A 20,192-nucleotide genomic window follows, 5' to 3' on the forward strand; every position below is an offset into this window, starting at 1 on the left:
GAGAGGAAGAGACAATGCAGGAAATTGATTTTTATCTGGTGGATGCCTTCAGCGATAAAACCTTTGGCGGCAACGCCGCAGCGGTATGTCCTCTGGAAGAGTGGCTGCCGGACGAAACGCTGCTCAAAATGGCGCAGCAGCATAACCAGTCTGAGACCGCCTTTTTCGTGCGCACCGACGGCGGGTTTGAGCTGCGCTGGTTCACCACGCTGGATGAAATTAACCTGTGCGGTCACGCCACGCTTGCCGCATCGCACGTCATTTTCGAATACCTTGATTATCCGCATACCGAAATCACCTTCACCACCCGCTTCGTGGGCGAGCTGACCGTCAAGCGCAGCGGCGACTGGCTGACGCTGAACTTCCCGGCGTGGTCAACGGAGGTTGTCGAGAACCCACCTGCGCTGCTGTTTAGCGCGCTGGGCATCACGGAGGCAAAAGAGGTGCGCGTCGGACGCGATTACATGGTGGTGCTGGAGAGTCAGCAGCAGGTTGAAGCGTTAACGCCGGATATTGGGGCCATGCTTCCGCTGGATAAAATGGTCTGCGTGACGGCGCCGGGAGAAGAATATGACTTCGTCAGCCGCTTCTTCTGCCCGGGCGAAGGGGTGCCGGAAGATCCGGTCACCGGATCCGCCCACAGCATGCTGATCCCTTACTGGAGCGAAAAGCTGGGCAAAACGTCACTCATTGCCCGCCAGGTGTCATACCGTGGCGGGGATTTGCGCTGCGAGCTGAAGGGCGACCGAGTGCTGATTGGCGGCCAGGCTACGCTGTACCTGAAAGGGCGAATCTTCCTGCGCTAGGTGAGTGACGCGCTATAAGTTAATACTATGAACCACCCCGGCAGGCCTGAGCTATGTTGATATAAAAACAGCAAGGAGCCTGCCATGTATTCCATTACCTCTGAATCTGCACGTCATCCGGACATTCTCACGCTGATCGCGGCGCTTGACCGCTACCAGAGCGAACTCTATCCCGCCGAAAGCAATCATCTTCTCGACCTGTCCGCGCTGCCGGAAGCCTCGCTGATCCTGATGGTCATTCGTGACCAGCAGCTGCACGCCGTAGGCTGCGGGGCCATCGTGCTCAACGGCGACGGAACGGGGGAGATGAAGCGGGTCTATATCGATCCGGCCCATCGCGGGCAGCATCTGGGTGAAACGCTGCTGGCCGCCCTGGAAGATGAGGCCCTGAGCCGTCATTGCCACACGGTAAGGCTGGAGACGGGCATCAAACAGCGCGCCGCGGTTCGCCTGTACGAGCAGTGCGGATATGATTTGCGGCCGGCGTTTGCCCCGTACGCTGACGATCCGCTCAGCCTGTTTATGGAGAAGGCGCTGGTTGAAGACGTTCGTTTAGCAGCGCTATAAACGCTTCCAGCTGGCGGGTCATCGCCCCGCGCCGCCACACCAGCCAGGTTGTAAGCCAGCGCCAGTTTTCCGCCAGCGGCCAGGCTTCAACCTGATGATGTCCCGGCATACTCTCCAGCATCGAGCGCGGCATCAGCGCGATGCCCGCGCCCGCAATGACGCAGGCGAGCATGCCGTGGTAGGACTCCATCTCATGAATGCGGCCGGGGGTCGCTCTGTCCGCATGAAACCAGCTTTCCAGATGTCGACGGTACGAGCAGTTCGCGCGAAATGCGTAAACGTCGCTACCGCTAACCTGCGTAGCGCGGGCGACCTCCGCGTGCCCGGCAGGCGTGACCAGCATCATCTCTTCCCGGTAGACCGGCATGCCCTCCAGCTCCGGGTGCGACAGCGGCCCGTCGACAAAGGCGGCGCTTAAGGTTCCCTCCAGTACGCCATCAATCATCGTCCCGGAAGGCCCGGTAGAAAGGGCAAACTGAATGCGCGGATAGCGCTGGTTAAACTGCGCCAGCGTTTCGGGAATGCGCACCGCGGCGGTGCTTTCCAGCGCGCCGAGGGCAAATAACCCCTGCGGCTCATCACCCGCGACGACCATGCGCGCTTCATCCACCAGGGCGAGGATCTGCCTGCTGTAGCGCAGGAAGTTATGCCCGGCTGGAGATAAGCGCAAACGCTGATTCTCACGAATAAACAGCTCAACGCCAAGATCGGCTTCCAGCTGGCGGATGCGGGTCGTCAGGTTGGACGGCACGCGATGCACCTTCTGCGCCGCCTGGGTGATGCTGCCCGTCAGCGCGACGGCGTTAAACATTTCAAGCTGGGTTAAGTCCATAGCATTCTCGTTTCGTGAATAAGGTGGTTAGTATTATTCATTTTTAAGAAATAGCAGAGTGAGCCACAATGAATCAACCGAAATGCGTGGAGAACATCATGAAATATTCATCTGCTACACATGCCCTGTCCGTTAACCCGGCAACGGGGGAAACTCTCGGCGCCGTTGCCTGGGCGACGCCGGAAGAGGTTGAACGCGCGATTGCTCAGTCTGACGCGGGGTATCGCCAGTGGCGACGTGAAAGCGTGGCCCACCGGGCGCAGAAGCTGCGGGATCTCGGGGCAGCGCTGCGAAACCGCGCAGAAGAGATGGCGCAGACCATCTCCCGTGAAATGGGGAAACCCATCCTGCAGGCGCGGGCGGAAGTGGCAAAATCCGCCGGTCTGTGCGACTGGTATGCCGAGCACGGTCCGGCGATGCTGCGTGCGGAGCCTACGCTTGTGGAAAACCACAACGCGGTCATTGAATACCGTCCGCTGGGGCCGATTCTCGCGGTGATGCCCTGGAACTTTCCGCTCTGGCAGGTGCTGCGCGGCGCGGTACCGATTCTGCTGGCAGGTAACAGCTGTCTGCTTAAGCATGCGCCAAACGTGCTCGGCTCTGCGGAGCTGATTGCGCAGATCTTTGCGGATGCCGGTTTCCCTGAAGGCGTATTCGGCTGGGTGAACGCCACTAATGACGGCGTAAGCCAGGCGATTAACGATCGCCGTATTGCGGCGGTGACCGTCACCGGCAGCGTGCGTGCCGGTGCGGCCATTGGCGCGCAGGCAGGAGCCGCGCTGAAAAAATGCGTGCTTGAGCTGGGTGGCTCCGACCCGTTCATCGTCCTAAACGATGCCGACCTGGATCTTGCCGTGAAGGCGGCGGTGGCGGGGCGCTACCAGAATACCGGGCAGGTGTGCGCGGCAGCCAAACGCTTCATTGTGGAAGAGGGTATTGCGGATACCTTTACCCGCCGCTTCGTCGACGCCGTCGCCGCGTTAAAGATGGGCGCGCCGGAAGCAGAAGAGAACTACCTGGGCCCGATGGCGCGTTATGACCTGCGCGATGAACTGCATCAGCAGGTGCAGGCCACCCTGGCCGAAGGGGCAACGCTGCTGCTGGGCGGAGAGAAAATCAGCGGAGAGGGCAATTACTACGCGCCAACCGTGCTGACCAACGTTACCCCGTCGATGACGGCGTTCCGCCAGGAACTGTTTGGTCCGGTCGCGGCCGTTACGGTAGCAACAGACGCGGAGCACGCCCTGACGCTTGCCAACGACAGCGACTTTGGCCTGTCCGCTACCGTCTTTACCGCTGACGCAGCGCTTGCGGATAAATTCTCCCGCGAACTGGAATGCGGCGGCGTGTTTATCAACGGCTTTAGCGCCAGCGACGCGCGCGTAGCCTTCGGCGGCGTAAAGAAAAGCGGCTTTGGACGCGAGCTTTCCCGCTTTGGTTTGCACGAGTTCTGTAACGTGCAGACGGTGTGGAAGGATCGCGTGTAGTTTTTCACCCGGCGGCACCCGCCAGTAATTTCGGCCCTCATCACGAGGGCCGTTGTCATTTATCTGCAATGGTTCTGTCATTTTCATTTCGTAGACTCGCACGCGTCTAACGTCTTGTAAATGAAGATAATTATGAACCTAACGCAAATTTTTCGCCGTATTGCGCAGCGTCTCACTCCTCGTCACTTTGGCCTGCTGACGGGTATCTTTTGCATTATTGGCCTTTTCTCCGCGCTGCAGCTCTCCTCCTCCTACCTGCTTAACGCCTCCCTGAACGACGCCCAGCGCAACGAGCAGCAAAACCTGCTGGCCTGGCAGCAGCAGAGCAAGCTGGATCTGGCTCGTGTTTCCCTGCTGGCGGCAAGCGATCTGCTTAACCGCTCCGGCGTCTGGTTTATGCAGGATAAAGAGACCGGATCCGACGGGAGCTGGCATAGCCTGATGGACGATGCGCAAAAGGCGCTGGCGGTTTCTCAGCAGGCGTGGAAGGCCTGGCTGGCGCTGAATCCGCCGAAAGACGACGCCCTGGTGAACAGCTATCAGCTTTTTTACGGCGCGATCAACGAGCAGGCTGAAGCTCTGATTAAGACCAACACCATCGACGCATTTTTTGCCGTACCGGCTCAGGCGTTTCAGTCTGATTTTAACGACAACTATGCGCGCTATCAGCAGGCAAGCGAGAAGCAGGCCATGCAGGGGCGTCAGAGCCTAATGGCGCAGCTCTCCGGCCTGCAAACGTTGTTCCTGTTTGCACCGGTGCTGTTGCTCGCCATCGCGGTTGTCGTCTGGTTCGGCATGTCCAGATGGGTGATTACGCCGCTGCGTCGGTTGATCGCGCATATTAACCGGCTGGCGGCAGGGGATCTCTCCGGCACGCCGCCGAACGTCATGCGCTTCAACCGGGAAATAGGGGAGCTTAGCGACAGTATTGCGACGATGCAGCACGGTCTGCAGCAGCTGGTGACGCAGGTCAGCCATGCCACCGCCACGATGGTGGAGAACATTGACACCCTTGCGCAGGGTAACCAGAAGCTGTATCAGCAGTCAGCGCGCCAGGCGAAAGAGCTTGAGGATGTGACGGCGCATATTGCGGCGCTGGAAAGCCATGTGGAAGGGAATACCGGCTATGCAAGGCTCGCCAGCTCGCGGGCTGATGAAGCGCGTCAGGCCGCCGTGGGGGGCGACAAGATGATGTCTACCGTGAATGCGTCCATGCAGGCAATCGTCGACCGATCTTCTGAGATGCGCGGGATCGTGGCGATGATCGACAGCGTGGCGTTTCAGACCAACATCCTGGCGCTGAACGCGGCCATCGAGGCGGCTCATGCCGGAAACCAGGGGCGCGGCTTTGCCGTCGTCGCCCGGGAGGTCGGTCTTTTGGCCAGAAAGAGCAGCCACTCGACGCAGACCATTCAGGATCTGATCAACCGCTCGCTGCAGGGCATTGAAGACGGTTCCCGCGCCGTTAACCTGATGGAAGAAAATTTGCAGCAGGTCACCGGTCTGGTGGGCAATTTAAGCAGTTTGCTTAATGAGATCTCAACCGCCACGCTCAGCCAGGGAGACAGTATTCACCAGATGACGCGCCAGCTTCAGGCGCTGAATCAGGTCTCCCGTCAGACGGACCTGCTGGTCTCAGACGCCTCGGATGCCTCAGAGCGGCTGCAAAAGCAATCCGATCTTTTATTGCAGGCCGTTTCGCGTTTTCGTCTTAGCGCCTGACGCAATACATAAGCCTCTGTTATACTCGCAGCCCGTTTTAGCCTGAGGGCAAGGAGCAAAGTGTGGCTGCGGTCATCCATAATGAGATGTTGGACGAGATTCTGGCGCAGGTTCGTCCGTTAATTGGAAAGGGGAAGGTTGCCGACTATATTCCGGCCCTTGCCTCGGTGAGCGGGAATAAGCTGGGGATTGCTATCTGTACCATCGACGGACAGCGATACCAGGCAGGCGATGCGACTGAGCGTTTTTCCATTCAGTCCATTTCGAAAGTGCTCAGTCTGGTTGCGGCGATGCGCCAGTATGAAGAAGAAGAGATTTGGCAGCGCGTGGGTAAAGATCCTTCCGGCCAGCCTTTTAACTCGCTGCTTCAGCTCGAGATTGAACAGGGTAAACCGCGAAATCCCTTTATCAATGCCGGAGCGCTGGTGGTCTGCGATATGCTGCAAAGCCGCCTCAGCGCACCGCGTCAGCGAATGCTGGAGATTGTTCGCCAGCTCTCGGGCGTTGACGATATTGCTTATGATGCGGTGGTGGCACGCTCGGAGTTTGAACACTCCGCCCGTAACGCGGCTATCGCGTGGCTGATGAAATCCTTTGGTAATTTCCACAACGACGTGGCGACCGTGCTGCAAAACTACTTCCATTACTGCGCCCTGAAAATGAGCTGCGTTGAGCTGGCCCAGACGTTCCTGTTCCTTGCGCACCAGGGGCACGCGCCGCATCTCGATCAGGAGGTGGTTTCTCCGCTTCAGGCCCGGCAGGTTAACGCGCTGATGGCCACCAGCGGGATGTATCAAAACGCCGGTGAGTTTGCCTGGCGCGTTGGACTTCCGGCTAAATCGGGCGTCGGCGGCGGAGTCGTGGCGATTGTACCGCATGAAATGGCGATAGCCGTCTGGAGCCCGGAACTGGATGAAACGGGAAATTCACTTGCCGGCGTGGCGGTTCTGGAGAAACTGACCCAGCGCCTGGGACGTTCCGTATACTGATGTCCGAACTGGATCCTCTCTTTTCCCGCCTGGCGCGATCGACATTTCGCTCGCGCTTTCGGTTAGGCGATAAGGAACGACAGTACTGCTGGGACAAAGGCCCCGAAACCATCGATCGGCATGCAGCGGATTTTGTCGAAAAGCGCCTGGCGCCCGCGCACCCCGCAAACGACGGTAAACAGACGCCCATGCGCGGACATCCGGTGTTTATCGCCCAGCATGCCACCGCCACCTGTTGTCGGGGCTGTCTGGCAAAGTGGCACAATATTCCACAGGGTGTAACGCTCACGGCGCCGCAACAAAATTATATCGTCAGCGTTATCCACCACTGGCTGGTGCTGCAGATGAACGCCTAAATTTGACGAGTTATGCTCCAGTGGTATTTGTGTTATAGATGCATCCCAAGTTAGTCCAGATCGTGCTGACGACCGCAATAATTGCCATAAGCTCTCATATGGAATGATATTTAATGCGTTCTGCTCTTACCGCTATCAGGCCGTTCCAGGTTGACACGCCGCTGCGAAATGCAACGACGATCTTCATCCTCACCACCTTATTCTATTTTGTGGGCGCGGAATTACGGCTCATTGAGGCCCTGTCGCTGTTCTGGCCGCTGAATGGCGTCATGGCAGGGATCTTCGCCCGCTTTGTTTATCTGAATCGCCTGCATTACTATGCGGTATGTTATGTCGCGATGCTGTTGTACGACGCGGTAACGACCAACTGGGGGTTGGCCTCAGTGACGATCAACCTGTCTAACATGATCTTTATCGTCGTTGTCGCCGTGCTGGTTCAACGCGACAAGCGGCTGATGAAGAAAACCCCCGATCCGCTTAACGCATTACGTCTGTTTAACTACTGTCTGATTGCCGCGCTGCTTTGTGCCTTGCTCGGCGCAGTGGGGTCGGTGGGGATTGATAGTCATACTTTCTGGCCGCTGTTTGCCGACTGGTTTAGCGAGCAGTTCTCAACCGGCGTGCTTGTTGTGCCCTGTATGCTCACGATAGGCATGCCCGTGCGCGAATTCAGGTTACGTCTGGAGCAGCTGCTGCCGGTAATTGCGTTGATCGTCTCGGTGGTCGCGTCGGTGGTGATTGGCGGCGCGGGGAGCCTCTCATTTCCTCTGCCTGCGCTTATCTGGTGTGCGGTTCGCTACTCATTGCCTGCGACCTGCCTGCTGACGTTTGTCACGGGCGCTACTGAAATCATTCTGGTCGCCAACTCGATTATTAATATTGCCGTGGCGACGCCGTTTACGACGCCAATGATGTTTTCAGCCCGGCTGGGGATCGCCACGATGGCGATCTGTCCGGTGATGGTTTCCGTCAGCATGGCGGCGATTAATTCCCTGATCCGCCAGGTTTCGCTGAGGGCAGATTATGACTTCTTAACGCACGTCTACTCGCGTTCCGGGCTTTATGAGGCGTTAAAGCATGAAGAAAGCTACCGGCACACGCGTTTTTTGACCGTCATGCTGCTGGATATTGATTATTTCAAAAGCATTAATGATAACTACGGCCACGAGTGCGGAGACCGCGTGCTGGCGTCGTTTGCCCGACAGGTGCAGCAGGTCGTCGGTGAAGACGGTATGGTGGCGCGCATGGGCGGGGAAGAGTTCGCCGTGGTGGTCAATTCAGGCGACGCGCAGCACGGTTTTGAACTGGCTGAACGTATCCGATCCACCGTGGCCAGCCATCCTTTTACATGGCGTAACCAGACGCTCTATCTGACGGTCAGCATTGGCCTCGGCAGCGGAAAGGCCGAGTCATGGCAGTTGACCGAGGTCTTCAACAAGCTCATGGCCGAAGCGGACGATCATCTCTATCGTTCAAAAAAAGCGGGTCGAAACCGTACCAGCGCCCGGGTGGCGGACGAGCACATTGCCGCGCCCTCCGGGAGTGAAACATAGCTGCGTTAATCGTCATAAGGCATTGACGTGAATAGTAAGCGGCTTAACAGGCTGTCAGATCGCTGACAATGTCTCTGTTTAAGCTACGCTTTTAGTAACGCTTTACGTCAGGAGACATTATGAAAGCACCTGCAACCCCTGAAAATGAAACGGACAGACTCAACTCGCTTAGAGAATCAGGTCTGCTTGAGATCGACAGTTCCCCGGCGTTTGACCGCTTAACGCGTCTGGCAAAACGCTTCTTCCAGGTGCCGCTGGCGATGGTCAATCTCATTGATGAGCATTCGCTGATCGTTAAGTCGGCCGACGGTCAGGCGCCCGGCAGCGTTCCGCGTAATATCTCATTTTGTGGTCATACGATCCTCACCGAAGCACCGCTGGTGGTGGGAGATATGCTTCAGGACGATCGTTTTGCGGATAACCCGCTGGTGGCCGGTGAGCCTCGCGTGCGGTTTTACGCGGGCTTCCCGCTGCGCCTGCGCGACGGTGCAAGCGTTGGCTCGCTGTGCCTGATTGATTACGCTCCCCGCGAGTTTTCTGCCGCCGACCTCGCCGTGCTGGGAGACCTTGGCGCGCTGGCTGAGGATGAATTTGCTGCCATCAGCGCGGCGACCACCGATGAATTGACCGGGTTATTCAACCGTCGGGGCTTTAATCAGCTCGTGCGGTTCACGCTTTCCGTTGCCCGGCGTCGCGCTGAGCCGCTCACGCTCGGCTGGCTGGATTTGGATCGCTTTAAGGAGATTAACGATCGTTACGGACACGAAGAAGGGGATAAGGCGCTGAAAGCGATGGCGCAACTGATGCGCGCCTCTTTCCGTGAAGCGGATCTGCTGGTACGTTTCGGCGGGGACGAGTTTGCCGTGCTGTTCGCGGATACGGATGAGCAGGGTGCCTGGATTGCCATGCAGTATCTTGCCGAGCAGGTAGAAAATTATAACGCCCGCAGGCTACATCCCTGGTCGCTTCATTTCTCGTGGGGGCTCAGTGAATTCGATCATAATGGCAACGACCTGCAGCAGTGGTTAAAAGATGCCGATGAAAAGATGTATGCCATGAAACAGCAGCGCCAGCGCGCCCGGTAACATAACGAAAGCGTATGTTCGAACCGTTTGCGTTAAGAAGATGTTAAATGCACAGTGACGGTATTCAACGTAAGGAAAAACAATGAATACCTCACTGCAAATCAAAAACCTCACCCGCGACGAAATTCTCACCCATCTTGATGCGCTGGCCGGGATCCTCGAAAACTGTGTGAACGGCGGGGCATCCGTCAGCTTTATGCTTCCCTTTAGTCTGGATAAGGCTCGTTCATTCTGGCTCGGCATTGCCGAAAGCGTCGCGCGAGGCGAGCGGCTGGTGCTGGCCAGTATCGACCCGCAGGACGGCGTCATCGGTACGGTGCAGCTGATCGTCGACCAGCCGGAAAACCAGCCGCATCGCGCCGATGTGGCGAAGCTGCTGGTTCACGAGAAAGCGCGCCGGAAAGGTGCCGCGATGGCATTGATGGAAGCGCTTGAAGCGGAGGCGCGGGCCAGAGATATTTCGGTTCTGGTGCTCGATACCTCCACCGGCAGCGGCGCCGAGACGTTCTACCAGCGTGCCGGCTGGCAAAAGGTGGGGGAGATCCCGCGCTATGCCCTGATGCCGGACGGCGCCATGACGCCCACGTCCGTGTTCTATAAGTTCTTATGATTATTTTGTACAACTACACCGTGGATTGATCAAAACAGGGTTTCTGGTCGTTAAGTTTTGATAAGTTATCGTACCAATCTTATCAGGCTGTATGACTAATCATAAAAGGAACCCTCTTGTGAACACGCTCAACCGTCGTGAGTTTCCCGGTGCTCAATACCCGGAACGCATTATTCAGTTTGGTGAAGGCAACTTCCTGCGTGCGTTTGTCGACTGGCAAATTGACCTGCTAAATGAACATACCGATCTTAACGCCGGAGTGGTGATCGTTCGTCCTATTCAGAGCGACTTCCCGCCGTCGCTGAACACTCAGGATGGTCTCTATACCACAATCATTCGTGGCCTGAACGGGCAGGGTGAAGCGGTGAGTGAGAGCCGTCTTATCCGCTCGGTTAACCGGGAGATCGACGTCTACGGCCAGTATGATGCGTTCCTGAAACTGGCGCACAATCCAGACATGCGCTTTGTTTTCTCGAACACCACCGAAGCGGGTATCAGCCACCACGCGGGGGACAGATTCGACGATGCCCCTGCGGTGAGCTACCCGGCGAAGCTAACTCGACTGCTGTTTGAGCGTTATATCCACTTCAACGGTGCAGCGGATAAAGGCTGGATCATCATTCCGTGCGAGCTGATTGACTACAACGGTGACGCATTGCGCGAACTCGTCCTGCGCTATGCCCGGGAGTGGGCGCTGCCTGCCGCCTTTATCCAGTGGCTTAACGAGGCAAACAGCTTCTGCTCGACGCTGGTTGACCGTATCGTGACCGGTTACCCGCGCGACGAAGCGGCCACGCTGGAGGCTGAGCTGGGTTATCACGATGGTTTCCTGGATACGGCTGAACATTTCTATCTGTTCGTTATCCAGGGGCCGGCATCCCTTGCGCAGGAACTTCGTCTGGATAAGTACCCGTTGAATGTGCTGATTGTCGACGACATCAGGCCCTACAAAGAGCGCAAAGTCGCTATCCTGAACGGCGCGCATACGGCGCTGGTGCCGGTGGCATTCCAGGCTGGGTTAGAGACAGTAGGCGAGGCGATGAATGATGCAGAGATCTGCGCATTCGTCGAAAAAGCGATTTATCAGGAGATTATTCCTGTGCTCGATCTGCCGCGTGACGAGCTGGAATCTTTCGCCAGTGCGGTAACAGGGCGTTTTCGCAACCCTTACATCAGACACCAGCTGCTTTCCATTGCGCTCAACGGCATGACTAAATATCGCACCCGCATCCTGCCGCAGCTGCTGGCAGGGCAGAAGGCAAGCGGACAATTGCCTCCGCGTCTGACGTTCGCGCTGGCTGCATTGATAGCGTTTTATCGCGCGGAGCGTAACGGGGAAAACTATCCTGTGCAGGATGATGCATTCTGGCTGGAACGTTATCAGCAGCTCTGGGCGCAGCACCGCGATCGGCAGTTGAGCACCCGTGAGCTGGTGCAGTCCGTACTGAGCGTGAGCGAGCACTGGGAACAGGATCTGACGCAAATCTCCGGTCTCGTCGACCAGGTGACCCTGGACCTGGATGCTATTCTGCTGAAGGGAATGCGCGCAGCGGTGAAACCTCTTTGCTAATGACGTCACCCGGCTTCGGCCGGGTTTAACTACGACTTATGTTAGTTACAACATACTATTGGGTCTTTTTTTAAAACAACATGCAGCACCGTGCGGTTATCGCCAGGCAGGTCATAGAATTCAATGTTTCGTTAACATGCTTGCAACGGTGAGGGAGATCACGTTTAATAGCCACGCTCTTTTCCTTCCTGAAACTCACTATGATTGTTCGTCCTAAACAGCACTGGCTACAACTGATTTTTGTCTGGCACGGTTCAGTACTTCCCAAAATCTACACCCGACTGCTGCTCAACTTCCTGCTTTCAATCGCCGTTATCCTGATGCTGCCGTGGTATACCTCGCTGGGCATCAAATTTACCGTCGCGCCATTCAGCATTCTCGGCGTGGCGATCGCTATCTTTCTCGGTTTCAGAAACAACGCCTGCTATTCACGCTACGTTGAGGCTCGCCTGCTGTGGGGGCAGTTGATGATAGCGGCACGCTCGCTGTTTCGCGAGGTAAAAAACACCTTGCCTGACGATAAGCACCTGGGTGAATTTGTCCGCCTGCAGATAGCTTTTGCCAACTGCCTGCGCATGACCCTGCGCCGGGACCTGAACGCGGAACAGCTCTCTCGCTATCTTGCTCCGGATGATTTACGCCACGTGATGAGCGCCAACTCGCCGGCGAACCGTATTTTACTGATCATGGGGGAGTGGCTGGCCGTGCGGCGGCGTAACGGGCAGCTTTCAGACATCCTGTTCCACAGCCTGAACAACCGTCTGAACGATATGTCCATCGTCCTCTCCGGCTGCGAGCGCATTGCGACTACGCCGGTGCCGTTTGCCTATACGCTGATTTTGCACCGCACGGTGTATCTGTTCTGCATCATGCTGCCGTTCGCGCTGGTTGTGGATCTGCACTACATGACGCCGTTTGTCTCGGCGCTGATCTCATATACCTTTATCTCGCTGGACACCCTGGCCGAAGAGCTGGAAGACCCGTTCGGCACAGAAGATAACGATCTGCCGCTGGACGCCATCTGCAACATGATGGAACGCGATCTGCTTCAGATGAACGATGAAGACAACATTCCTGAAAGGCTGATGCCGGATAAGTATTATCAGCTGACCTGACGGGCGTTCCACTCGTCGCGGGTGATTTCCCACAGCTCGGAATCCAGCATGCCGCTAACGTAGGCTTTCTTTTCCGTCCTGATAAGCCGCATGCCGCTACTGTCTGAAATACGCCGGGAGCGGCTGTTTGCGGCGGCCTTCGGGGCGCGTAAAACTGATTTGTTCAGCGTATTAAACCAGTAATCCGTCACAGCAATGCTGGCCTCACGCATGTATCCCTGGCCCTGAAACTCCGGCGCCAGCCAGAATCCACGGTTGTTATCTTCGACGTCATACAAACAGATAATACCCATCAACTCATCCGGCACCTCGCGACGACGGATGCTCCAGAACCAGGCGATCCCTTTTGCCATATCCGGCAGCGCCACGTTGTTGACATAGTTTTCCGCGCCGTTGTCCGGGTAGGGCCAGGGCACGGAGGAGACCATATAGCGGACGATCTCCCAGCGCGGATAAAGCGTTTGAATCTGGGCCGCATCTTCGGCAACCAGCGGTTTTAGCAGCAAGCGTTCTGTCGTGAGCGTCGGTATCGTCATCCGCGGATCTCCCTATTTAGGCGTTATGCTTTTGTTTGCGTTCTGGTATTTTCATCTTTACGGCACTCTATCCCAGGTGAACTCTTTTCCCATACTACTAATAATGTGAGGAACACATGGCTGTCACGGTAAGATCTCTACGTGAAGACGATTATTCCCAATGGCGACTGCTGTGGGATGGCTATACCCATTTTTATGATTGTTACCTCGAAGAAACCGTCACCGCATCGACATGGGAAAGGGCGCTCTCAGCGCATTCTCAGATGTTCTGCCGCGTGGTAGAGAAGGACCAACAGGTCATCGGTTTCGCGATGTGCATTCTGCACGAAGGAACCTGGTCAACGGCCCCCATATGCTATCTGGAAGATCTGTTTGTTGATGCCGACGAACGCGGGGCGGGAGCCGGTAAGGCGCTTATTGATGCTCTGATTGAGGAAGGCAAGCGCGAAGGGTGGTCAAAGCTGTACTGGGTCACGCGGGAGAATAACCCGGCGCGTAAGCTCTATGACAAATATGGTGAAGCTGACGATTACGTCCGCTATCGCCTCTCCCTTTAAGGCGACAACGCCTGTGTTTGTATCACACTGTATCAGCGTCCCGGATACATACACAGGCTTGCAATAAACCCGCTTTCACACATATCCGCTATACATTTCAGTGTTGTTATATCCCCGTGAATTATACTCAATCGGAGATACCAACATGTTTAGCAAACTCGCGTATTCAACTCTCGCACTGACCGTTTCTCTTGGCACAGTGATGTCCTGTCAGGCCGAAGTCACCGGCACAACTTTCGCGGCAGCCTTCGATCGTCCGCAGCAAATTAACGCCGGCGATCTGAACGTCGGTTATGTCGACATCGGCCCGAAAAACGGCCAGCCGGTAATTTTACTGCACGGCTGGCCCTACGATATTCACAGCTACGCCGAGGTCGCACCCGCGCTGGCGGCAAAAGGGTACCGGGTAATAGTGCCGTCTCTGCGCGGCTACGGCACCACGCGCTTCCTGTCAGCCAAAACGCCGCGCAACGGCCAGCCTTCCGCCATGGCGAAAGATATTGTGAACCTGATGGATGCCCTGAATATTAAGCAGGCGGTATTTGCTGGATATGACTGGGGCGCCCGTACCGCGGATATCGTTGCGGCGCTGTGGCCAGAGCGCGTTAAGTCACTCGTTTCAGTGAGTGGGTATCTCATCAGCAGCCAGCAGATTGGCAAACAGCCGCTGCCGCCAAAAGCGGAGCAGCAGTGGTGGTATCAGTTCTATTTCGCCACCGCGCGCGGTGCTGAAGGCTATGCCAAAAACACGCATGACTTCGCACGCTTAATCTGGTCTCAGGCCTCGCCTGACTGGAAATTTAGCGATGCTGTTTTTAGCGCCAGCGCCAAATCGCTCGATAACCCGGATCACGTCGCCGTGACGCTCAGCAACTATCGCTGGCGTTTAGGGCTGGAAAAAGGCGAACGCAAATACGACAGCTACGAGCAAAAACTGGCTACGCTGCCGAATATCACCGTTCCAACCATCACCATCGAAGGCGGAAACAACGGAGCACCGCATCCGGCACCGCAGGCCTACGCGGGTAAATTTACCGGTAAATATGAGCATCGTACCTTCGGGGCAACCGTGGGGCACAATCCGCCTCAGGAAGATCCACAGGATTTCGTCAAGGCCGTCGTTGACGCTGACAAGCTCTGAAATGTGCTATTTTCAGTACGTTACCCTTCGGTCTGGAGATTTCGGTGGAGCATATTGATCATATCCTTGTCGTCGATGACGACAGGGATATTCGTGAACTGATTGTCGATTATCTCGTTAAGTCTGGCTATCGCGCGACGGGCGCGGCCAACGGCAAAGAGATGCGCGTCGTGCTGGATAAACAGCATATCGACCTGGTGGTGCTGGATATCATGATGCCCGGCGACGACGGGCTTACGCTGTGTCGAGAGCTACGCGTCGGGAAATATAAAGATCTGCCCATCCTGATGCTGACGGCGCGCAACGAGGAGACGGACAGGATCCTGGGTCTGGAGATGGGGGCGGATGACTACGTGGTGAAGCCGTTTATCGCCCGCGAACTGCTGGCGCGTATCAAAGCGATTTTACGGCGTTTTCGCACGATGCCGCCCAATCTGCAGGTGACAGAAGCCGGGCGGCTGGTGATGTTCGGTGAATGGCAGCTCGATACCGTTGCCCGTCACTTAATCGATCCGGAAGGGGTGATCGTCGCGCTCAGCGGGGCGGAGTATCGCCTGCTGCGCGTTTTCCTGGACCATCCTCAGCGGGTGCTGACCCGCGATCAGCTGCTCAACCTGACGCAGGGACGCGACGCCGAGCTGTTTGAACGTTCTATCGACCTGCTGGTTAGCCGCGTTCGCCAGCGTCTGAATGAAGATGCCCGCACGCCCGCCTATATCAAGACCGTGCGCAGCGAGGGCTATGTGTTTACCATGCCGGTCACCATCAAAGAGGCTAACGAATGACGCTCTGGCCTCGCTCGCTGCTGGCCCGCTTGCTGCTCGTCGTGCTGTCCGGCCTGCTGCTGGCTAACGGCCTGAGCCTGACGCTGGTCATGATTGAACGAATGCACAGCGCCAGAACGGTGATGCTCGGCAATCTCGAAAACGACGTCGCAACCAGCGTCGCCATTTTAGACCGCTTACCGGCCAGCGAACGCGCGGCCTGGCTGCCGCGCCTCGAACGGGGTAACTACCGCTATATTCTGGGGCCGGGAGAGCCCGGCAACGCGCCGACGGATAAGCGTTCGCAGGACGCCATCCGGACCTTAAAAGCGACGCTCGCGACACAGTACCCGCTCAGCTTTACCGCCGTTCCCGGCGCCGTTTCACACATCCAGGCGCATCTGACGCTGCGCGACGGCGCGCCGCTGACCATTGACCTCATCCCACGCATGCCGCCGGTCGCCAGCTGGCTGCCCGTTGTCCTGATCCTGCAGCTGCTGCTGCTGGGCGCGTGCGCCTGGATTAGCGTGCGGCAGGTGGTGCGGCCTTTTTCACAATTTACCCGCGCGGTGGATTCGCTGGATCCGGCGGCCAGCACGCCAATGACGGAGAAAGGGCCGCTTGAGGTGCAGCGTGCAGCGCATGCCTTCAACGCCATGCAGGCGCGCATTCAGTCTTATCTCCGGGAGCGCGCGCAGATCCTGGCGTCCATTTCTCACGATCTCCAGACCCCGATTACCCGCATGAAGCTGCGCGTCGAGATGGCAGGTGAACCTGAACTTCGCGACAAGCTCCTGAACGATCTTGATAGCATGACGCGTCTTGTTCGCGAGGGTATTGCGTATGCCCGGTCATCAGAATCGCTGGAAGAGACTCCGCTGAAGCTGGAGCTGAACGCCTGGGTCAACAGCATCGCCTGCGATTATCAGGACATCGGTAAAAACGTACAGTTTCAGGCAGGCGAAGCCCGTTTACCGATCGTTACGCGTCCCCAGGCGCTTCGTCGGGTGATGACCAACCTGCTGGATAACGCCCTTAAGTTCGGTGAGCATGCCGTTATTGCCATTGATAATTCGTCTTCCGAAGAGGTGGTGATTCACATCACGGACGGCGGGCCGGGAATACCCGATGACGAACTTGAGGCGGTATTACAGCCGTTTTACCGGGTGGAAACATCCCGCAATCGCGATACCGGCGGAACAGGACTCGGACTGGCGATTGCCGCGCAGCTCACCGCTCAGCTGGAAGGAAAGCTCAACCTGACGAATCGGTCCGGAGGCGGACTGGATGTCTCCATTACGCTACCGCGCCGTTAATTGTACGGCTTTGTATCTCCCGGCCCGGGCGATACAGAGCCAGACAAAACCCGCGTTTTTACACATATCCTGAACACATCCGCACGATGAAATAGCCTCACTGCAGCGTCGCAGGACTTGTATTGTGAGGTGTCTATGTTTCTGGTAATCGCTTTTCTGGGCGGGATGATAAGCCTGCTCAGCCCATGTACGCTCCCGGTTATTCCACTCCTGTTCGCCGGCTTTCAGGGACAACGACGACATATTCTGGCCCTGCTCGTGGGGATGATCGTGATGTTCACCCTGGTGGCGATGGCCGTCACCGTCGCCAGCGAGTGGATCGCAGAGGCAACTATCGTCGGGCGCTGGATCGCCCTTGTTATTCTGGCCACGGCCGCGCTGGCCCTGATTTTTCCGTCATTCGCCCAGCGTATTGCGGGTCCGGCCGTCAGCGCGGGCAATATTCTGAATGCCCGAAGCGGGCAAACGCGCGGTCTGGCATCGGCTTTTCTGGCCGGGCTCGCGGTGGGGCTGCTCTGGTCTCCCTGCGCCGGTCCCATACTGGGCGCCATTTTCAGCATTAATATCGCCGGCCACTCGGCCATTGCGACGGGCGCGCTGCTGGCGGCCTACGGTAGCGGATGTGCGCTAATGCTGAGCCTGCTCGTTTTCGGCGGCCGCACGCTGATGGCGCCGTTAAGAGCTAAATCGGCGCTGATGGAAAAGCTGCGGCAGGGGACGGGCGTGGTGATGCTGTCGGCTGTCGTATTTAACGCGACAGGAATGACCTCGCTTCTGAAAGGAGCAAACGGCGTTGCAGACCGTCTGGAGACAACACTTTTGACGCTGGCGAAACCCACAGCCGCGCCGGTGAAGCTCCAGCCGGTCGTGATGGCAGAGCCCAGCAGCCAGTTGCCTTCGTTAAGCGGCGGAACAGGGTGGATTAACGGTGACCCTGTCACGTCTGAATCCCTGCGAGGGAAGGTGGTGTTGATTGATTTCTGGACGTGGGATTGCATTAACTGCCAGCATACGCTTCCGCACGTGCGAGACTGGGCCAGGAAGTATCAGTCGCAGGGGCTGGTCGTGATTGGGGTTCACACGCCTGAATACCCCTGGGAAAAACCGCTCGCCTCGGTGAAAAACGCGGTAAATAAATGGCAGCTGCCGTACCGGGTGGTGACGGATAACAACTATCAAATCTGGAACGCTTGCGGGAACCAGTACTGGCCGGCGCATTACTATTTCGATGCCAAAGGCCAGCTACGCTATACCGCCTTTGGCGAAGGAGATTATGCGCAGCAGGAAAAGGTTATTCAGCAGCTGCTGAAAGAAGCCCGGTCATAACCCGTCAGGGCTGGCGTTGAGCCACAATAAACAGTCGTGGAAAAGCGAGCAGTATCTGCCCATTTTCCTGAAGCGGATACTGCTCTTCCAGCAGTTCATGGTAGCGTTTCAGGAAACGTTTCTGCTCGTTCTCATTCAGTTCCTGGAGCCACGGGCGCAATCCGGTGGCGCTTACCCAGTCAATAATGGCCTGGTGCGAGCTCATTTTATGGAAATAAGTTGTTCGCCAGATATCCACGTCACAGCCCGCCTCGGACAAGATATCGTAGTAGGCATGCACTCCCGGCAGAGGTTCGCGGCCGCGGTCAGGGTAGTCTTGCTCCAGCGCCACTTCGCGCATCGCTACGTGAGTGGGCTCAAGCCAGTTGTCAGGCATCTGGATCGCCAGCACGCCATTTAACTTAAGCAGGGAAACAAGGTGCGGCAGGAGATCGTAATGGTCAGGAACCCATTGCAGCGACGCGTTGGCATAAATCAGGCTCAGCGGCTGGCCGGGCTTGTACTGGCGGATATCGGCCTCAACAAAATGGCAGTCAGGTAAGGCGGTGCGCGCTTCCACGAGCATAGCAGGGGAGTTATCTACCCCGGTAATGTGGGCACAAGGCCAGCGATGCTTCAGAAGCGCCGTGCTGTTTCCTGGCCCACAGCCCAGATCGACGATAGTAGCGGCCTCATCCAGAGAAATTCTGGCGAGCAATTCGGCAGCTGGACGCGTTCTTTCAGCGCCATATTGCAGGTAAAGAGAGGGATTCCAGTCGGCCATTATTTGTTCTCCGTTTTGCATGCTTCTGCAAGAATAGCACAGGGAGATGCCCGGAAAACCGTACCGGCGAGGATGTTTGAGTAGACGTAGATGAAGTCAGCAGAGTGGACAAAACGAAGATGAGGCAAAAAACATGAAAACAGAAATATTACCCCTTAAAAAATTAAGGGGCAATGCTTTAATTGTAATTATTTTATGATTATTGTTTTTTAATATTTTATCGGCAAAGTGCTTCTTATGCTCTGTACCCGAAACTTTAAATATTAGATAATCATCGATGGGTATATCCCTGGTGTTTCGTAGGTCTTTGACCTCCTGACCGCTTAGTTTTGCGAGAACTTTGTGGTCAGGTACTTTTTAAGTATAGGGAATATGCGGCACAATGAAAGCTGTCCTTAAAGACAGGTAATAATAGTTTCAGGTGTTATTATCAGGAACAAGAGAATGAATTCTGTCATTGAATTTTTTTTGCACGGCTACGATGATTTACCACCAGCATTAGCGCGCGAACTCTACCGGCTGAGAAGAAAAACCTTTCGGGACCGGCTCGACTGGAAAGTGGAATGCGTCGAAGGCCTGGAAAAAGATCGCTTTGATTCCCATAACACGACATACCTGCTGGGTATGTATGATGGACAGCTGTTATGCGGCGCGCGATTTATTAATTCGACGAAGCCGACAATGATAAGCGAAATCTTTCACAATTATTTCGATAATCCTATTGTTTTTCCAGCAGATGTTCCCTGCTGTGAAGTGAGCCGTTTATTTTTAGATAAAGAAACACGAGACTCTGCAAGTCTGCAAGGCGTGCCTGCCAGTAAAGCGTTGTTTCTTGCGATGAATATGTATTGCATAAAGAATAAATATCATGGGATGTACGCAGTAGCCAGTCGTGGCATGTATGCCATATTTCGCCATGCAAACTGGAAAGTTGACGTTATTCAGCGCGGTGTCTCTGAAAAAGGGGAGGTTATTTATTATATTTATATGCCTGCCAACACCAACATTATTGAAGACATTATTAGCAAAGACAAATCCAGCCACTGGCTTAGCGAAATGCTGGAGCATTTACGCTACTTATAGCCAGTGACTGAGGC

Annotated in this window: 20 protein-coding genes; 17 read left to right on the forward strand and 3 right to left on the reverse strand. The window is 56.2% G+C overall.

Annotation, left to right across the window (positions count from 1 at the left end):
* Nucleotides 1-14: 14 nt before the first annotated feature.
* The gene (locus F0320_RS10690) at nucleotides 15-806 is read left to right on the forward strand and encodes a PhzF family phenazine biosynthesis protein (protein WP_126328520.1); all 792 of its coding nucleotides are present in this window, start codon (nucleotides 15-17) and stop codon (nucleotides 804-806) included.
* Nucleotides 807-890: 84 nt separating this feature from the next.
* The gene (locus tag F0320_RS10695) at nucleotides 891-1,373 is read left to right on the forward strand and encodes a GNAT family N-acetyltransferase (RefSeq protein WP_047653295.1); all 483 of its coding nucleotides are present in this window, start codon (nucleotides 891-893) and stop codon (nucleotides 1,371-1,373) included.
* On the opposite strand, the gene ptrR is transcribed toward F0320_RS10695, so the two are convergent.
* Entirely contained in the window at nucleotides 1,327-2,205 is an 879-nt protein-coding gene (ptrR, locus tag F0320_RS10700; protein ID WP_033145537.1) for a putrescine utilization regulator PtrR, read from the reverse strand. The two genes, F0320_RS10695 and ptrR, sit on opposite strands and share 47 nt — an antisense overlap.
* A 98-nt stretch (nucleotides 2,206-2,303) precedes the next feature.
* On the opposite strand from ptrR, the gene sad reads away from it, so the two are divergent.
* The 9 genes from sad to F0320_RS10745 all read left to right on the forward strand — a co-directional run bounded on the left by sad (nucleotide 2,304) and on the right by F0320_RS10745 (nucleotide 12,692).
* Nucleotides 2,304-3,692: a succinate-semialdehyde dehydrogenase gene (gene sad, locus F0320_RS10705; protein ID WP_126328521.1), complete on the forward strand. Its 1,389-nt coding sequence runs from the start codon at nucleotides 2,304-2,306 to the stop codon at nucleotides 3,690-3,692.
* Nucleotides 3,693-3,824: 132 nt separating this feature from the next.
* On the forward strand, nucleotides 3,825-5,414 hold the full coding sequence (locus F0320_RS10710; protein ID WP_126328522.1) for a methyl-accepting chemotaxis protein: 1,590 nt from the start codon (nucleotides 3,825-3,827) through the stop codon (nucleotides 5,412-5,414).
* A 62-nt stretch (nucleotides 5,415-5,476) separates the two neighbouring features.
* Nucleotides 5,477-6,403, forward strand: coding sequence for a glutaminase B (glsB, locus tag F0320_RS10715; RefSeq protein ID WP_023311792.1), 927 nt, complete (start codon nucleotides 5,477-5,479; stop codon nucleotides 6,401-6,403).
* On the forward strand, nucleotides 6,403-6,759 hold the full coding sequence (locus F0320_RS10720) for a DUF4186 domain-containing protein (RefSeq protein WP_047653298.1): 357 nt from the start codon (nucleotides 6,403-6,405) through the stop codon (nucleotides 6,757-6,759). The genes glsB and F0320_RS10720 overlap by 1 nt, the downstream gene beginning before the upstream one ends.
* A gap of 113 nt (nucleotides 6,760-6,872) precedes the next feature.
* The gene (locus tag F0320_RS10725; RefSeq protein ID WP_149323774.1) at nucleotides 6,873-8,312 is read left to right on the forward strand and encodes a sensor domain-containing diguanylate cyclase; all 1,440 of its coding nucleotides are present in this window, start codon (nucleotides 6,873-6,875) and stop codon (nucleotides 8,310-8,312) included.
* Nucleotides 8,313-8,431: 119 nt separating this feature from the next.
* Nucleotides 8,432-9,397, forward strand: a complete 966-nt coding sequence (locus F0320_RS10730) for a sensor domain-containing diguanylate cyclase (protein ID WP_126328524.1) — start codon at nucleotides 8,432-8,434, stop codon at nucleotides 9,395-9,397.
* 82 nt (nucleotides 9,398-9,479) lie between these two features.
* Nucleotides 9,480-10,007 carry a GNAT family N-acetyltransferase gene (locus tag F0320_RS10735; RefSeq protein ID WP_126328525.1) on the forward strand — a complete coding sequence of 176 codons (528 nt, stop codon included), beginning with the start codon at nucleotides 9,480-9,482 and terminating at the stop codon, nucleotides 10,005-10,007.
* A gap of 118 nt (nucleotides 10,008-10,125) precedes the next feature.
* Nucleotides 10,126-11,577 carry a tagaturonate reductase gene (locus F0320_RS10740; protein WP_126328526.1) on the forward strand — a complete coding sequence of 484 codons (1,452 nt, stop codon included), beginning with the start codon at nucleotides 10,126-10,128 and terminating at the stop codon, nucleotides 11,575-11,577.
* Nucleotides 11,578-11,777: 200 nt separating this feature from the next.
* Nucleotides 11,778-12,692 carry a bestrophin family protein gene (locus tag F0320_RS10745; protein WP_047653303.1) on the forward strand — a complete coding sequence of 305 codons (915 nt, stop codon included), beginning with the start codon at nucleotides 11,778-11,780 and terminating at the stop codon, nucleotides 12,690-12,692.
* Here F0320_RS10745 and F0320_RS10750 read toward each other — a convergent pair.
* A complete protein-coding gene (locus F0320_RS10750) occupies nucleotides 12,680-13,228 on the reverse strand; it encodes a GNAT family N-acetyltransferase (RefSeq protein WP_126328527.1) in 549 nt (182 codons plus the stop codon). The genes F0320_RS10745 and F0320_RS10750 overlap by 13 nt on opposite strands.
* A gap of 116 nt (nucleotides 13,229-13,344) precedes the next feature.
* On the opposite strand from F0320_RS10750, the gene F0320_RS10755 reads away from it, so the two are divergent.
* The 5 genes from F0320_RS10755 to F0320_RS10775 all read left to right on the forward strand — a co-directional run bounded on the left by F0320_RS10755 (nucleotide 13,345) and on the right by F0320_RS10775 (nucleotide 18,332).
* Entirely contained in the window at nucleotides 13,345-13,785 is a 441-nt protein-coding gene (locus F0320_RS10755) for a GNAT family N-acetyltransferase (protein ID WP_126328528.1), read from the forward strand.
* Between the two features lie 145 nt (nucleotides 13,786-13,930).
* Nucleotides 13,931-14,926: an alpha/beta fold hydrolase gene (locus F0320_RS10760; protein ID WP_126328529.1), complete on the forward strand. Its 996-nt coding sequence runs from the start codon at nucleotides 13,931-13,933 to the stop codon at nucleotides 14,924-14,926.
* 44 nt (nucleotides 14,927-14,970) lie between these two features.
* Nucleotides 14,971-15,711 (forward strand): response regulator, encoded by a 741-nt coding sequence (locus tag F0320_RS10765; protein WP_126328530.1) that lies wholly within the window; start codon nucleotides 14,971-14,973, stop codon nucleotides 15,709-15,711.
* Nucleotides 15,708-17,006 (forward strand): ATP-binding protein, encoded by a 1,299-nt coding sequence (locus F0320_RS10770; protein ID WP_047653308.1) that lies wholly within the window; start codon nucleotides 15,708-15,710, stop codon nucleotides 17,004-17,006. The genes F0320_RS10765 and F0320_RS10770 overlap by 4 nt, the downstream gene beginning before the upstream one ends.
* Before the next feature lie 135 nt (nucleotides 17,007-17,141).
* On the forward strand, nucleotides 17,142-18,332 hold the full coding sequence (locus F0320_RS10775) for a cytochrome c biogenesis protein/redoxin (protein ID WP_149323775.1): 1,191 nt from the start codon (nucleotides 17,142-17,144) through the stop codon (nucleotides 18,330-18,332).
* A 4-nt stretch (nucleotides 18,333-18,336) separates the two neighbouring features.
* Here the strand turns inward: F0320_RS10775 and tam are convergent, their stop codons facing one another.
* Nucleotides 18,337-19,095, reverse strand: a complete 759-nt coding sequence (gene tam / locus F0320_RS10780) for a trans-aconitate 2-methyltransferase (protein ID WP_126328532.1) — start codon at nucleotides 19,093-19,095, stop codon at nucleotides 18,337-18,339.
* A gap of 444 nt (nucleotides 19,096-19,539) precedes the next feature.
* On the opposite strand from tam, the gene F0320_RS10785 reads away from it, so the two are divergent.
* Entirely contained in the window at nucleotides 19,540-20,178 is a 639-nt protein-coding gene (locus F0320_RS10785) for an acyl-homoserine-lactone synthase (RefSeq protein WP_047653311.1), read from the forward strand.
* Nucleotides 20,179-20,192: the final 14 nt, after the last annotated feature.

The organism is Enterobacter dykesii (assembly GCF_008364625.2).
Lineage (GTDB): Bacteria > Pseudomonadota > Gammaproteobacteria > Enterobacterales > Enterobacteriaceae > Enterobacter > Enterobacter dykesii.

Excerpts from the sequence above, each read along its gene's own strand:
- F0320_RS10730 (WP_126328524.1), top strand. The coding sequence starts at position 8,432 with ATGAAAGCACCTGCAACCCCTGAAAATGAAACGGACAGACTCAACTCG.
- F0320_RS10785 (WP_047653311.1), top strand. The coding sequence starts at position 19,540 with ATGAATTCTGTCATTGAATTTTTTTTGCACGGCTACGATGATTTACCA.
- F0320_RS10760 (WP_126328529.1), top strand. The coding sequence starts at position 13,931 with ATGTTTAGCAAACTCGCGTATTCAACTCTCGCACTGACCGTTTCTCTT.
- F0320_RS10690 (WP_126328520.1), top strand. The coding sequence starts at position 15 with ATGCAGGAAATTGATTTTTATCTGGTGGATGCCTTCAGCGATAAAACC.
- F0320_RS10695 (WP_047653295.1), top strand. The coding sequence starts at position 891 with ATGTATTCCATTACCTCTGAATCTGCACGTCATCCGGACATTCTCACG.
- F0320_RS10750 (WP_126328527.1), bottom strand. The coding sequence starts at position 13,228 with ATGACGATACCGACGCTCACGACAGAACGCTTGCTGCTAAAACCGCTG.
- F0320_RS10725 (WP_149323774.1), top strand. The coding sequence starts at position 6,873 with ATGCGTTCTGCTCTTACCGCTATCAGGCCGTTCCAGGTTGACACGCCG.
- F0320_RS10710 (WP_126328522.1), top strand. The coding sequence starts at position 3,825 with ATGAACCTAACGCAAATTTTTCGCCGTATTGCGCAGCGTCTCACTCCT.
- sad (WP_126328521.1), top strand. The coding sequence starts at position 2,304 with ATGAAATATTCATCTGCTACACATGCCCTGTCCGTTAACCCGGCAACG.
- F0320_RS10755 (WP_126328528.1), top strand. The coding sequence starts at position 13,345 with ATGGCTGTCACGGTAAGATCTCTACGTGAAGACGATTATTCCCAATGG.
- F0320_RS10745 (WP_047653303.1), top strand. The coding sequence starts at position 11,778 with ATGATTGTTCGTCCTAAACAGCACTGGCTACAACTGATTTTTGTCTGG.
- tam (WP_126328532.1), bottom strand. The coding sequence starts at position 19,095 with ATGGCCGACTGGAATCCCTCTCTTTACCTGCAATATGGCGCTGAAAGA.
- F0320_RS10775 (WP_149323775.1), top strand. The coding sequence starts at position 17,142 with ATGTTTCTGGTAATCGCTTTTCTGGGCGGGATGATAAGCCTGCTCAGC.
- ptrR (WP_033145537.1), bottom strand. The coding sequence starts at position 2,205 with ATGGACTTAACCCAGCTTGAAATGTTTAACGCCGTCGCGCTGACGGGC.
- F0320_RS10735 (WP_126328525.1), top strand. The coding sequence starts at position 9,480 with ATGAATACCTCACTGCAAATCAAAAACCTCACCCGCGACGAAATTCTC.
- F0320_RS10720 (WP_047653298.1), top strand. The coding sequence starts at position 6,403 with ATGTCCGAACTGGATCCTCTCTTTTCCCGCCTGGCGCGATCGACATTT.
- F0320_RS10770 (WP_047653308.1), top strand. The coding sequence starts at position 15,708 with ATGACGCTCTGGCCTCGCTCGCTGCTGGCCCGCTTGCTGCTCGTCGTG.